14 protein-coding genes are annotated in these 13,615 nt (G+C 68.0%); 10 read left to right on the top strand and 4 right to left on the bottom strand.

The annotated features are described in order from the left end of the window. Positions 1-71: 71 nt before the first annotated feature. The 3 genes from ACIRRA_RS18540 to ACIRRA_RS18530 all read left to right on the top strand — a co-directional run bounded on the left by ACIRRA_RS18540 (position 72) and on the right by ACIRRA_RS18530 (position 2,475). On the top strand, positions 72-1,274 hold the full coding sequence (locus tag ACIRRA_RS18540; RefSeq protein WP_402769162.1) for a hypothetical protein: 1,203 nt from the start codon (positions 72-74) through the stop codon (positions 1,272-1,274). 80 nt (positions 1,275-1,354) lie between these two features. After that, positions 1,355-1,909 (top strand): NADAR family protein, encoded by a 555-nt coding sequence (locus ACIRRA_RS18535; protein ID WP_402769159.1) that lies wholly within the window; start codon positions 1,355-1,357, stop codon positions 1,907-1,909. Positions 1,910-1,938: 29 nt separating this feature from the next. After that, complete coding sequence (locus ACIRRA_RS18530) at positions 1,939-2,475, top strand: NUDIX domain-containing protein (protein ID WP_402769156.1); 537 nt, start codon at positions 1,939-1,941, stop codon at positions 2,473-2,475. Positions 2,476-2,517: 42 nt separating this feature from the next. Here ACIRRA_RS18530 and ACIRRA_RS18525 read toward each other — a convergent pair whose 3' ends face one another. Both ACIRRA_RS18525 and ACIRRA_RS18520 read right to left on the bottom strand, forming a co-directional pair. Then, on the bottom strand, positions 2,518-3,420 hold the full coding sequence (locus tag ACIRRA_RS18525) for an IS5 family transposase (RefSeq protein WP_402769154.1): 903 nt from the start codon (positions 3,418-3,420) through the stop codon (positions 2,518-2,520). 151 nt (positions 3,421-3,571) lie between these two features. Beyond that, positions 3,572-3,991, bottom strand: coding sequence for an SRPBCC family protein (locus ACIRRA_RS18520; RefSeq protein WP_402769151.1), 420 nt, complete (start codon positions 3,989-3,991; stop codon positions 3,572-3,574). 190 nt (positions 3,992-4,181) lie between these two features. Between ACIRRA_RS18520 and ACIRRA_RS18515 the strand changes: the two genes are divergently transcribed. Next, positions 4,182-4,550 (top strand): hypothetical protein, encoded by a 369-nt coding sequence (locus ACIRRA_RS18515; protein ID WP_402769148.1) that lies wholly within the window; start codon positions 4,182-4,184, stop codon positions 4,548-4,550. Between the two features lie 3 nt (positions 4,551-4,553). On the opposite strand, the gene ACIRRA_RS18510 is transcribed toward ACIRRA_RS18515, so the two are convergent. Next, on the bottom strand, positions 4,554-5,309 hold the full coding sequence (locus ACIRRA_RS18510; RefSeq protein WP_402769145.1) for an SDR family oxidoreductase: 756 nt from the start codon (positions 5,307-5,309) through the stop codon (positions 4,554-4,556). Positions 5,310-5,393: 84 nt separating this feature from the next. Between ACIRRA_RS18510 and ACIRRA_RS18505 the strand changes: the two genes are divergently transcribed. Beyond that, positions 5,394-6,221: a helix-turn-helix transcriptional regulator gene (locus ACIRRA_RS18505; RefSeq protein ID WP_402769143.1), complete on the top strand. Its 828-nt coding sequence runs from the start codon at positions 5,394-5,396 to the stop codon at positions 6,219-6,221. 112 nt (positions 6,222-6,333) lie between these two features. Further along, the gene (locus ACIRRA_RS18500) at positions 6,334-7,506 is read left to right on the top strand and encodes an FAD-dependent monooxygenase (protein ID WP_402769140.1); all 1,173 of its coding nucleotides are present in this window, start codon (positions 6,334-6,336) and stop codon (positions 7,504-7,506) included. Positions 7,507-7,636: 130 nt separating this feature from the next. On the opposite strand, the gene ACIRRA_RS18495 is transcribed toward ACIRRA_RS18500, so the two are convergent. After that, positions 7,637-8,524: an IclR family transcriptional regulator gene (locus ACIRRA_RS18495; RefSeq protein WP_402769137.1), complete on the bottom strand. Its 888-nt coding sequence runs from the start codon at positions 8,522-8,524 to the stop codon at positions 7,637-7,639. Between the two features lie 306 nt (positions 8,525-8,830). On the opposite strand from ACIRRA_RS18495, the gene cysD reads away from it, so the two are divergent. The 4 genes from cysD to ACIRRA_RS18475 are packed head-to-tail and all read left to right on the top strand — an operon-like array spanning position 8,831 to position 13,604. After that, entirely contained in the window at positions 8,831-9,736 is a 906-nt protein-coding gene (gene cysD / locus ACIRRA_RS18490) for a sulfate adenylyltransferase subunit CysD (RefSeq protein WP_354851579.1), read from the top strand. Then, positions 9,736-11,607, top strand: coding sequence for an adenylyl-sulfate kinase (gene cysC / locus ACIRRA_RS18485; protein WP_402769133.1), 1,872 nt, complete (start codon positions 9,736-9,738; stop codon positions 11,605-11,607). Before cysD ends, cysC begins: the two co-directional genes overlap by 1 nt. Before the next feature lie 6 nt (positions 11,608-11,613). Beyond that, positions 11,614-12,810 (top strand): hypothetical protein, encoded by a 1,197-nt coding sequence (locus ACIRRA_RS18480; RefSeq protein WP_402769131.1) that lies wholly within the window; start codon positions 11,614-11,616, stop codon positions 12,808-12,810. Next, positions 12,807-13,604, top strand: coding sequence for an SDR family oxidoreductase (locus tag ACIRRA_RS18475; RefSeq protein WP_402769128.1), 798 nt, complete (start codon positions 12,807-12,809; stop codon positions 13,602-13,604). Before ACIRRA_RS18480 ends, ACIRRA_RS18475 begins: the two co-directional genes overlap by 4 nt. Positions 13,605-13,615: the final 11 nt, after the last annotated feature.

The raw sequence follows: 13,615 nt of genomic DNA, 5'->3' as shown, positions 1-13,615 counted from the left end.
GGTTGTGGCACACAGGTTCCCTGTGGGTTTGCGGGGAGCTTTTGTCGGCCCCCGCGCGTAGAGTCCGGGCCATGAGTTTCCTGGGCGGGGTGTTCGGTTCGCCACGAAATCGGTTCGGCAGGAAGGTCTTGGAACAGGTGCTCGGCTACGAGGCGGTGGAGACCGCTCACTTCGACACCGAGGCGTTCGAGATCGGGTACCGCTTGAAGAACGGGTACGTGGCCAAGATGAACCTGGGCACGCTGTACCGCCGGTTCGACGGGAAGATCGCCGCCGGGCTGTTCCAGGCCGTCGACAGCCTCATTCTGCCGCCGGAGGCGCCGGAGGGCTGGGAGCGGGTGCCGCCCAAACTGCGGCCGGTGCTGCGGCGGGCCGGGTACGGGTCCGGGGCGATACGGGTCGGCGAGCTGGAGGGGCGGGACCTGGTGCTCTCGCGTCCGGCGCTGCCATTCCTGACCGAGATGGTGGTCATCGATCTGCCCAGCACCGTGCAATTCGTGACAAAACAGGAACTTTCGAACTGGGGTGTGGACGCCGAGCAGGTCTACGCCGTCGCGCACGCCAATCTCACCGAGCTGGCCATGAACACGCTGGAGGCGTTCGAACCGCCGCAGGGGATGCGGGTGCTGGACTTCGTCGACGATGATGGCGAGAGCTATGTCGGTTCGCTACCGCTGGTGGCCGGGTGGCTCGAGGGCGTGCGGGCCCGAACCGCCACGCGCCCACTGGTTTTCCTATCCGGGCATCTGGGCATGCTGGTGGTGCTGGGCGCGACGCCCGCAGCCCTGCCGCAACTGCTGGCGCTGGCGGAGGAGCGGCTCGAGGGGGCGTTGCGCCCGCTGTCGGCGGTCCCGTACACCGTCGACGACAACGGCGACGTGATCCCCTTCGAGGTAGCCGCGGACCATCCGGCCCATGGGCTCATCCGCCGCGCACAGGCGCAGCTCGCGGTGGGGGCGTACCACGCGCAGACCGAGCGGTTGCGCGCCGAGGCGGAGCGCGAGGGCGCGATCATGGAACTGCTGCACGTGCGGGCGCCCGACGGCAGCGAGTACACCATGACCTCCTGGACCGACGGGGTCACGAATCTGCTGCCCGCCGCCGATTTCATCTGCTTCGTCACGGGTGGTGGCGATGTCTTCCGCGTCGCCTGGGAGGACGTGTCCGGGCTGGTAGCACTGGAACTCGCCGCCGAGTACGACCCGCCGCGCTATCGCGTGCACGACCATCCGCCCGCCGAGATCATGACCCGCCTGCGCGCACTCGCCAGCTGATTGCGGCGCGTCGCCGGTGTGGCGCCGATGTGGCGCGATATCGCCACGACTGTGTCACCTCGGTCGGCTAGGGTCGCGGCGTGGACAGGGCGCAGCTGACAGCGGACATGGCCGACGGGGCGAGACCGGAGTTCCTCTTCTTCTGGGGGCACACCCGCACCCCCGGCCACGAGGTCGGCAAGTGGGTGCTCAGCCAGTGGTGGCCGGTCGAATTCAGCGTCGACGGCCAGAACTACGGTAGCGCAGAGCATTTCATGATGGCCGAGAAGGCCCGCCTGTTCGGCGATGAGGACATGCGCACCCGCATCCTGTCCAGCGACACTCCCGCCGACGCCAAGCGCATGGGCCGCGCCATCTCCGGCTTCGACCAGGACACCTGGGAAGCCCATCGCTTCGACATCGTGCTCCGCGCCAGCATCGCCAAATTCGGCCAGCACGACCAGCTCCGCGACTTCCTGCTCGCCACCACCGACAAGGTGCTCGTCGAAGCCGCTCCCCGCGACACCATCTGGGGCATCGGCCTCGGCGCCGACAACCCCTCCGCCTCCGACCCGGCGCGGTGGCGCGGCGAGAACCTCCTCGGCTTCGCCCTCATGGACGCCCGGGACGCTCTGGCTCCGGCCCGCCAGTCCTGACCCTCCCCGCGGTGGGGGAGGATCGGGGGATGGACACGCTGCGGAGTCGTGAGGTGTACGCGAATCGGTGGATCACGCTGCGGGAGGACGTGGTTCGGCAGGCCGACGGGGAGGAGTCGGTGTACGCCTACATTCGGAAAGCGGACTTCGCGATCGTGATTCCCTGGGACGGCGAGCGATTCCACCTGGTCGAGCAGTATCGGTATCCGCTGGGGCGCAGGTGCTGGGAGTTCCCGGGCGGGGCGGTGGCGGGGGAGAGCGATCCGATCGCGGTGGCTCGGCAGGAGTTGCGGGAGGAGACGGGGTTGCGGGCAGGCCGGCTGACGGCGCTGGGGAAGGTGGCGCCCGCCCCGGTCACCAGCACGCACTACGGGACCGTGGTGCTGGCCACCGAGCTGACGGCGGGGCCGCACGAGCGGGAGCCCTCCGAGATGGACATGGAGTCCGCCTGGTTCACCAGGGACGAGGTGGAGGCGATGATCCTGGCGGGCGCGATCGTGGATGCCCAGAGTGTGGCGGCGTACTCGTTGCTGTTGCTGCACGAGAGGCGCGGCGGGCTGGTCTAGGCCGTGTCTCAGAAGTGGTGACCGGTGGATATCGTCGGCTGGTCACTCGTTCGGTAGCCATTGATTGATCGCGGCGATGCGGACGGTGGCCAGGTAGCGGACGGCGAGTTTGTCGAATCGTGTTGCTACAGCACGGTTTTGCTTGAGCAGGTTGATCCCGCACTCCACGGCATGTCGTGCTTTGTAGTCCTCGACGTCGAACGCGGGTGGGCGACCACCGGCCGAACCCTTCTTCTTCCGGTTCGCCCCCTGGTCGACCTTGACCGGGATCGTCGCCTTGATCTGGCGTTTGCGCAGGTACCCCCGATTAGCGGCGGAGCTGTAGGCCTTGTCGGCGCGCACGATGTCCGGACGAGTCCGTGCACGGCCGCGACCCAGCCGGGGCACCGCGACACCATCGAGTACCGCGGTGAACTGCGGACTGTCACCCCGCTGACCAGCGGTGACCAAGATCGACAGAGCCTTGCGGCCCTGCTCGCACGCCAGATGGGTCTTGGTGGTCCACCCGCCACGGGAACGACCCAACGCATGGTCGGCGGGCTCGTCCTCGACACCACCGGGCGGCTCGACCTGCGTGTGACCGTCACGACGGGCACCGGCGGCATGCTGATGCGCGCGGGCGATGGTGGAATCCACACCGACCTCCCACACGATCGCACCGGCCGCATCGGCGAACACCTGCAGCATCTTCAATATCACCGCCCACACCCCGCCACGTTGCCAGCGGCGGAACAATCCGTAGACGGTCTTCCAATGCCCGTAGCATTCGGGCACGTCACGCCACGGCGTCCCACACCGGGTCCGCCACCGGATCCCGTCAATGAGCTGACGTTTCGTCCATTTCGGCGGGCGGCCCGCCTTCCTACCACGAGGCAGCAACGGCTCCAACCGCGCCCACTGGGCATCGGTCAGATCCGCTCGCCTGGTCACCGCTACGCTGGGCACGAGGTCTCCGGTATTCAGTTGCTTCTTGGTCGAAACAACCAACTACCGCAGGCCTCACCTTATTGCCAACGCGGCCAACACTTTCCAACTCAAGCGCTCAGACTCGCCACGAAACGGCGCTCCACACCCCAAACCACTATTGAGACACGGCCTAGTCCCGGTCGGCGTGCTCGATGAGGCCCGCGACGACCTCGGGGAAATCGGCGGTGATCTGGGGGCCGATCTCGGGGCCGAGGGTGGCGGCGGCGGGGCCGGTGATCTCGGTGCGGTAGACGACGCGGGTGGCGCCGGAGGGCAGGGCGTCGAGGCGGTGTTGGGTCAGCACCTCGAAGCCCTCGCCGAGGAAGACGTCGCTCCAGAGTTCGCCGTCGACGATCTCCACGAAGCGCAGCTCCACGATGTCACCGTCCGGCGAGGTCATGCGGAAGGTGGTGCCGGGCGCGAAAGGCCCGTCCAGCTCGAAGGTTTCGATGCCGGGATTCCATTCGGGCCAGCGGTTCGGGTCGGACCAGCTGCGCCACAGCGCCTCCCGGGGCACGGTGGTCTCGGCGCTGTGTTCGTACTCCCACATGATCTCGTCCTCGATCGAAGTTCAGTCGGATAGACGGTCTATCACAGACGAAACCTGAAGATCCGCTGAAGGTGAACCGCGATCCCCCTCGCGTCGTGCCGGAATGGCGTTTAATCGGCGTCGCGGTCCACGCATCGAAGGGCCGGGGGATTGATCATGGATCGTATTGGTGCACACAACGATACGAAGAGTGATCGATATGCGCGGAAAACTCCGACCGGCACTGATGATGGTCGTGCTGCTCACGGCGGCTCCCCTGGCAACCGGCCTGGCCACCGCTCAGGCCGCACCCCTGGTGAGCGCCCACGCTGTGCCCGCGGCGGGCGTCACCGCGGCCCGCCACCACGATGGCGACCAGGATCAGGACGGGAACGGCGATCAGGACGGATCCGGCGGCGGCCAAGGCGGATTCGGTGATCAGAACGGACCGCGCGACGAGGGTGACTGGTGGTTCGTCCACCACTGCATCCAGCAGCACGAATGGTGGCAGCAGCGGTGCCGGCGCGACGGCCCCGACATGTGGCACCGCGGTGACTCGCAGCCGAACGGCAACTGGTAGTCCTCACCATTCGATGCGGCCGTACTCCTCCTGTCCGTGACCCCAGATGTAACCCCAGAACGTCCCCGTCGGGCCGTCGGCGGGCAGCGTCGCGAGGTGGACGCTGGGCTCGGCGCCCTGCTCGACGGTGCGGAATCCGCTGTTGGCGTTGAGATCCGTCGCGGTGTAGCCGGGGTTGGCGGCGTTCACCTTGATGGGGGTGTCCTTCAGTTCGAGCGCGTAGAGGACCGTCACCATGTTCACGGTGGTCTTCGACGAGGTGTACGGGATGGCCGAAACCATTTGGGACATCGGGCTGTTCGGATCGGTGCGCCCGGCCAGCGAACCGACCTCGCTGGACACGTTGACGATCCGGGCCGCCTCGGCGCGCCGCAGCAGCGGCAGCAGGGCATTGGTGACGGCGACCAGTCCGAAGACATTCGTCTCGTACACCTGACGCAGGGTGGCGAGGGTGCCCGACGACGGCTTGCCGTCACCGTCGAGGCCGCCGCTGATGGCGGCATTGTTGACGAGGATGTCGAGGCGGCCGAAGTCGGCTTCGATCCGGGCGGCGGCCGCGGCGATGGACTGTTCGTCGGCGACGTCGATCAGGATGAAGTGGGCGTCCGCGCCTTCGGCCCGCAGTTTGGCGGCGGCGGCCTGCCCGAGTTCGGAGTCCCGCGCGCCGAGCAGGACGGTCATGCCGCGCGCGGCCAACTGCCGGGCGGTCTCGTAGCCGATGCCCTTGTTGGCTCCGGTGATGAATGCGGTGATGGTCATGGGAGAAGCATCACGCCGGGCGGGCTGCGGCGGGAGGCCCAAGTTGTGCCACCCAAAATCGGGACACCGGCCCACACTGGACCCATGGCTGACAGGAGCGAACTCGCGGCCTTCCTACGGGTCCGGCGCAATCGGCTGACGCCCGGTGAGGTCGGGCTGCCGAACGGAATCAACCGTCGCGCGCCGGGGTTGCGCCGCCAGGAGGTGGCGCAGCTGGCCGGGATCTCGGTGGACTACTACATCCGCATCGAGCAGGCCCGCGGCGCGAAACCGTCGCGGCAGGTGCTGGCGGCGCTGGCCCGCGCGCTGATGCTCACCGTGGACGAGCGCGAATATCTGTTCCGGATGGCGGGGGAGTCGCCGCCGGTGACGGCCGGGCCGAACAAGACTGTGCCGCAGGCGGTTCGGTCCATCCTCGACAATCTGGCGGCCCCGGCCTACGTGGTGGACGCGACCTATGAGGTGCTCGCCTGGAACCGGGCGGCCACGCCCTTCGTCGGCGATCTCGACACCGTGCCCGGCCACGAGCGCAATATCATCCGCTGGATGTTCCGGGAGGCCGCCGACCACCCGCAGTGGGCCGACGCCGACACCCGCGACTTCGCCCGCGCTCTCATCGCGGATCTGCGCGCGGCCTATGCCCGGTATCCGGGGCATCCGGCGCTGGCCGCGCTGGTCACCGAATTGCTGGGCACCTCGAAGCGGTTCGCGGACATGTGGGCCGCTCATGATGTGGAGGTGCGCCGGATCCACCGCAAGCGCATCCGCCATCCGGAGCTGGGGCCGCTGGACTTCCACTGCCAGGTGCTGCACATCTCCGACACCGATCAGCGGGTCATCGTCTACTGCGCGACGCCGCACACCCGGACCGCTGCCGTCTTCCAGTCGCTGGCCGCCGCCACCGACCGCTGAAGGTTTGCCAACATTTGTTGGCCAACAAGTGTTGACATAGCTTTGACCGGGTCGTACCGTCTAAATCAACAGACGTTGGCCAACAAATGTTGGCAGAGCCTCGGGAGTCGTCATGAACACCGTCCCCGCCACCGCCTCGGTCGTCATCGTGGGTGCCGGTCCGGCCGGCCTGACCGCGGGTATCGCGCTTGCCGACGCGGGTGTGAACGTGGTGCTGCTCGACAAGCTGGCCGAGGGCGCCAACACCTCCCGGGCGGTCGTCGTGCACGCTCGCACCCTGGAGGTGCTCGAGCAGTTCGGCGTCACCGCGACCCTGCTCGAACGCGGAATCGTGGTGCCGCGCTTCGTGATGCGCGACGGCGACCACGCGCTGGCCCGCATCTCGTTCGACGGGCTGCCCACCGCCTACCCCTACACCGTGATGATCGGTCAGGAATCCACCGAGGCAATCCTGTTGGCGCGCCTCGAGAAGGCGGGCGGGCAGGTGCACCGGCACACCGAGGTCACCGGTGTCGTCCAGGATGCCGACGGTGTCACCGTCTCCTTCACCGACGCCGACGGCGCCGCGAATTCCGTTCGCGCGGACTGGGTCATCGGTGCGGACGGCATGCACAGCCCGGTCCGCGAGGCCGCCGGGATCGGCTTCACCGGCGCCACCTACCCCGAGTCCTTCGTCCTCGCCGATGTCCGCATGACCTGGCCGGACCCGCGCGACGAGGTCTCCCTGCACCTGTCGCCCGAGGGCGTCACGGTGGTCGCGCCGCTGCCCGACCCGCAGCCCAACCGTTTCCGCATCGTCGCCACCGTGGCCGATGCCCCCGAACACCAGGATCTGGCCTACATGCAGGCGCTGGTCGACGCCCGCCGGCCGGGCGCGCACGCGAAGGTCGAGGAGATCATCTGGAGCTCGCGCTTTCGCGTGCACCACCGGGTCGCCGACCACTACCGCGCCGGGCGCATCCTGCTCGCCGGGGACGCCGCGCACGTGCACAGCCCGGCGGGTGGCCAGGGTATGAACACCGGTATCCAGGACGCCGCCATGCTCGGCCGCCTGCTCGCCGCCGTGGTCGCGGGCGCCCCCGAGTCCACCCTCGACGAGTACGAGCAGACCCGTCGCCCGGTGGCGCTGGGCGTGGTCAGCTTCACCGACCGCGTCACCCGCATGGCCACCCTGCGTCCGCTGCCCGCGCGGCTGGTCCGCAACCTCGTCATCAGCACCGCCGCCCGCATCCCGGCTTTCCGCCGCAAACTGGCCTACCAGCTCTCCGAGCTGGCCAATCGCTGACTGCCGCAGCATGATTCGGCGGCCCGTACCTCCGGGTGCGGGCCGCGTTTCGGGTGGGATTCGACGATTGCACGGCGTCGATCAGTGGTTGTCGCAGTGATCGGTGGCCGTCCCGGAAGCCGATAATGTCTCAGCCGCGCAGGGAGGTGGTGACGGTATCGGCCGCGGCGATGGTGGCGTTGGCCAGCTCGCGCAGGCGGGCGGCGGGGAGATTGGTGTCGGGGCAGGAGACGATCGACGCGACGACCGAGCCGTCGGAGGCGAAGATCGGGGCGGCCACCGAGACGACCGCATTGTGGTCGCCGAGTTCGTCGGGGAGATAGTCGATGGTGATGAGGTCGGCGATCATGGCGCTGAGACGATGCCGTAGCGGATCGGTGACCGGGGAATGGCGAAGTGCCCCCAGGGCTTCCAGCATGGGGGCGGACTCGTCGGCGAGGCGTTCGACGGAGTAGCCGCGGGCGGCGATGACGTCGAGGACGGCGGTGAGGCGGGGGCGGTGGCGCGGGTCGGCGGCCCGGAGCCAGGTCTCCCGCTCGGATTTCGGTGCCCAGGCGATGAATTCGCGGCAGACCGGCGGGGCGAACGGCATGCGGCGGGCGGGGCGGATCCACGGGACCGACGGGGTGCCGAGCACCTCGGTGATGACGATGGCGTCCTCTTCCCGCTCGGCCAGGAAGATGGGGACGCCGTGCGCGTCGGCCAGTGCGTGCATGGGCTCCACGGCCAGGCGGCGCAGCGGAAAAGCGGTGTCGGCTCGCCGCGCCACGGCGAGCAGTCCGAGGCCGAGGCTGTAGTTCCCCTCGGTGTCGCGCACGGTCCAGCCGTCGGCGGTGAGCTGGGTGAGCACGGCGTGTGCGGTGGCCCGGGACATGCCGGTGGCGCGCACGATGCGGGCCAGCGAGAGGCGCTCGCCGGAATGCCGAGACAGCAGCTCGATCGCCTGCACGACCCGGTGGGTCGGCGGTGAGGCGGGCGCGGAACCTGCTCCGGCCGCCGTTTCCGGTTCGGAAGCCACAGGGGCGGTGGTGGATTCAGGCAACTCGATCCCTGCTGGTGTCGGTCCCGGCGTTGCGGGAGGTTCGCGCCCGATCGTATCGGCCGGGGGTATCGGTCATCCGCACCGGAATGGCCCCGATCCGGTGTGCCCGAGGTACTCCGATGCGCGGCAATTCGGGCGCGGGTATTGACCGTCGCCCAGGTACCGACCTATCGTCGGTGTCACATTATCGAACAATAGCGTCGAATATTCGACACCGCAAGGTTGGGCACCGCAAGGTTGAAGGACCGGACGGATCGGATGACGCGGTGAATGGGACGAGAGATGCGCACGGGATATGAGCTGTCGCACCTGAACGCCTTGGAGGCGGAATCGGTGCACATCATCCGGGAGGTGGCGGCCACCTTCGAGCGGCCGGTGCTGCTGTTCTCCGGTGGTAAGGACTCGGCGGTCATGCTGGAGCTGGCGCGGCGGGCGTTCTGGCCCGCGCCACTGCCGTTCCCGTTGCTGCACATCGATACCGGGCGCAATTTCGACGAGGTCATCGATTTCCGGGATCGCACCGTGGCACGGCTGGGCGCCCAACTGCTGGTCGGCAGCGTGCAGGACGATATCGACGCGGGCCGGGTCACCGAACGGCCCGGTGAGACCCGAAACCGGCTGCAGACCACCACCCTGCTGCGCACCATTCGCGAGCACCGCTTCGACGCGGTATTCGGCGGGGCGCGCCGCGACGAGGAGAAGGCGCGCGCCAAGGAGCGGGTGTTCAGCTTCCGCGACGAGTACGGCGCGTGGGAACCGCGGGCCCAGCGCCCCGAGGTGTGGAACCTCTACAACGGTCGGCACCGCAAGGGTGAGCACATCCGGGTGTTCCCGCTGTCGAACTGGACCGAGCTCGACATCTGGGAGTACATCGACCAGGCCGAGGTGGAGCTGCCCTCGCTGTACTACGCGCACCGGCGCACCGTGGTGGCGCGCGACGGAATGCTGCTGGCGGACAACCGATTCCTGGAGTTCGGCCCGGAGGAGAAGCGCTTCGAGGCCACCGTGCGCTTCCGGACCCTCGGCGATGCCGACTGCACCGGTTGCGTGGAATCCACCGCGGCCGACCCCGCCGAGGTGATCGCCGAAACCGCCGCCACCCGGCTGACCGAGCGCGGTGCCACCCGCGCCGACGACCGCATCTCGGAGTCCGGCATGGAAGATCGCAAGCGAGAGGGTTACTTCTGATGCGTCGCAACCTGTTACGACTGGCCACCGCGGGCAGCGTGGACGACGGTAAATCGACCCTCATCGGGCGGTTGCTGTTCGACTCCAAGAGCCTGTTCAGCGATCAGCTGGATGCCATCGAGCGCGCGAGCCTTTCACGCGGCGGCGACGGGCCCGACCTGTCGCTGGTGACGGACGGCCTGCGCGCCGAGCGCGAGCAGGGCATCACCATCGATGTCGCCTACCGCTACTTCGCCACGCCGCGAAGGAAATTCATCATCGCCGATACCCCGGGGCACGTGCAGTACACCCGGAACATGGTGACCGGCGCGTCCACGGCCGACCTGGCGCTCATCCTCGTCGACGCGCGCAAGGGCGTCTCCGAGCAGACCCGCCGCCATGCCTTCCTGTCCTCGCTGCTGGGGGTCGGGCACCTGGTGCTGTGTGTGAACAAGATGGACCTGGTCGACTGGTCCGAGCAGCGGTTCGAGGAGATCCGGTCGGAATTCGCGGATTTCGCCACCAAGCTGGATGTCGGCGATCTGAGCTTCATCCCGATGTCGGCGCTGCACGGCGACAATGTGGTGGATCCATCCGCGCGCACGGCCGACTGGTACCCGGGCCCGCCGCTGCTGCGGCACCTGGAAGAGGTGCACGTGGCCTCCGACCGCAACCTCATCGACAACCGGCTGCCGGTGCAGTACGTCATCCGGCCGCACGGGGAGAGCCAGCGCAGCTACGCGGGTACCGTCGCGGGCGGCATCTTCAAGCCGGGCGACGAGGTCGTGGTGCTGCCGTCGGGGCGGACCAGCCGGGTCAACCAGATCTGGGGGCCGGGCGGCGGGAAGGTCGACGAAGCCTTCACGGGCATGGCGGTGTCGCTGACCCTGGACGACGAAATCGATATCGGCCGTGGCGATATGCTCGCCCGGCCCGGCAACCAGCCGCATACCGATCGTGAGCTCGACGCCATGGTGTGCTGGTTCTCCGACGACACCGAACTCCGGGCCGGGGACTCCTACTCCATCCGCACCGCCACCCAGACCTCCAAGGTCGAGGTGAGCGAGCTGGACTACCGGCTGGACGTGAACACCCTGCACCGGCAGACGGACGCGGATCGGCTGGGGCTCAACGATATCGGGCGCGTGACGATCAAGAGCCGGCAGTCGCTGCTGTTCGACCCGTACCGGGAGAATCGCGCCACCGGCAGCTTCATCCTCATCGACGAGACCACCAATCAGACGGTGGCCGCGGGCATGATCACCGGACGCTCCACGGGCGCGCCGCGGGTCGGGCAGAAGGCCTCGAATGTGGTGTGGCACAGCTCCGCCGTGGAGCGCGGGCAGCGGCTCAGCACCGGCGCGACCGTGTGGCTGACCGGGCTGTCGGGCTCCGGGAAGTCCACCATCGCAGTGGAATTGGAGCGGCAGCTCATCGAATCCGGGCAGCCCGCCTACCTGCTCGACGGCGACAACCTGCGGCACGGGCTGAACAAGAACCTGGGCTTCACCGACGAGGACCGGCGGGAGAACATTCGCCGCGTCGCCGAGGTGGCGGCGCTGTTCGCGGATGCCGGCGTGGTCGCCATCGTGTCGCTCATCAGCCCGTTCCGCGCCGAACGGCGCGAGGCGCGCAAGCTGCACGACTCGAGGAACCTGTCGTTCCGGGAGATCTTCGTCGACACCCCGCTCGAGGAGTGCGAGCTGCGCGACTCGAAGGGCCTGTACAAGCGGGCCCGCGCCGGGGAGCTGCGCGAATTCACCGGCATCAGTTCGCCGTACGAGCGGCCGGAGTTCGCCGACCTGACCATCACCCCCTCGGCCGGGACGCCGGCCGAGATCGCCCATCGAATTCGAGAGATCCTAGGCAGAAATGTTGAAAAGAATGGCTGATAGCTGATGACAGACATGGAAAAGGCCGAGCTGCCCCTGACCGAGCCGTTCCTCGCGGCCGTCGCCGAGGCCGAGAAGCTCATCGCCGCCGCGGATTTCATCCGTGACCCGCACGATCTGGCGGAGGGCTACGACTACCTGCAGGGCAGCATTGCCGCGGTGCTGCAGCTGTCGCGGGCGCACGGTACCTCGCACCCGTACTTCGTGTCCGCCACCGGGCCCTACACCAAGATGGGCCTGGACAACCCGGACACGCTGTACTACAGCGCCAATATCGAGCCGAATGCGGAATACCTGCTCACCGGCATGCGCGGCAGCACCGTCGACCTGAGTTTCCAGGTGCTCAAGGGTGATTACACCGCCTCCGACGTCCCCAACGGTGACGACGCGTTCGACGATCGGCGGCTGCAGATCGACGAGGACGGCAGCTATCAGCTGCGCTTCGGCCCGCCCAAGGAGAATCCGGAGCCGAACTACTTCGTGCTCGGCGAGGGCGCGTCCATGCTGGCCGTGCGCGAGGTCTACGGCGACTGGAATGCCGAGCGCAAGGGCAGCATCCGCATCGAGCGGGTGGACACCATCGGGACCGCGCCGGTCGAGGCCGGAGTGGAACAGCTGCGCAAGCGGTACCGGGCGGCCGGGCGCATGCTGCTGACCCGTGTGCACACCTGGTTCAACTTCCCGAAGTGGTTCTACCTGAACCTGCCGGTCAACACGCTCACCGAACCTCGGCTCACGCCGGGCGGATTGAGCACGCAGTACTCCTCCGTCGGGCATTTCGAGCTGGAGGACGATCAGGCACTCATCATCACCGTGCCGAAATCCGATGCGCCGTATCAGGGTTTCCAGCTGGGCAGCCGCTGGTACGTCTCGCTGGACTACGCCAACCACCAGACGTCGCTGAATCATCAACAGGCGCAGGTGGATCCGGACGGAATGATCCGCATGGTGGTCTCCGCGCGAAACCCGGGGATCGCCAACTGGATCGAGACCACCGGCCGGAAGCTCGGCATCCTCCAGTTCCGCTGGCAGCGCGTGGATCGCGCGATCACGCCCGAGGACGGGCCGGCCATCGAGCTCGTCCCGTTGGACAAAGTGGCCGAACGGCTGCCGCACTACGAACAGAATCAGATCGACGAGGCCGGATGGCGCGAGCGGATCGCCGCTCGCCAGCGCGCCTTCGCGGAAAGGATGCTGGGATGACCCGACTGAAGACGGGACTGCTGGCCGACAAGGTGGTCGTGGTCAGCGGCATCGGACCCGGTCTGGGTCGTTCCATCGCCTTGGAGGCCGCGGCGGCCGGGGCCAAGGTCGTGCTGGCGGCGCGCACCGAGTCGCGGCTGAAGGAGGTCGCCGAGGAGATCGCGGCCGAGGGCGGCGCGGAAACGCTCTGCGTGCCCACCGATATCACCGATGAGGCCACGGTCCAGAACCTGGCGAAGCAGACCCTCGAGACCTTCGGCCGGGTCGACGCGCTGGTGAACAACGCGTTCAAGGTGCCGTCCATGAAGCCGCTGGCGCGCACCGACTTCGAGCAGATCCGCGAGAGCGTGGACCTGACCGTGCTCGGCAATCTCCGCATGACGCAGGCGTTCACCGACGGGCTGGCCGAAACCAAGGGCTCGGTCGTCATGGTCAACTCCATGGTGCTGCGGCACTCCGAACCCCGCTACGGCAGCTACAAGGTCGCCAAGGCGGCCCTGCTGGCCTTGTCGCAGACCCTGGCGACCGAGCTGGGCGAGAAGGGGATTCGCGTCAACAGCGTGCTGCCCGGCTACATCTGGACCGACCAGCTGAAGTGGTACTTCAGCGAGATCGCCAAGAAGTACGGCATCACCGAGGAGCAGGTCTATCAGCAGACCGCGTCCAAGTCCGACCTGAAGCGGCTGCCGCTGCCCGACGAGATCGCCCAGACCATCGTCTTCCTCATGTCGCCGTGGGCCAATGCCATCACCGGGCAGACCATCGACGTCAACTGCGGCGAATACCACGTCTGAGCAAGGAGTTT

This window comes from Nocardia sp. NPDC101769 (assembly GCF_044766925.1).
In the GTDB taxonomy this organism is placed as follows: Bacteria; Actinomycetota; Actinomycetes; order Mycobacteriales; family Mycobacteriaceae; genus Nocardia.
The sequence above is the reverse complement of the archived record's forward strand: the minus strand, read 5'-3'. Positions and strand labels throughout refer to the sequence as shown.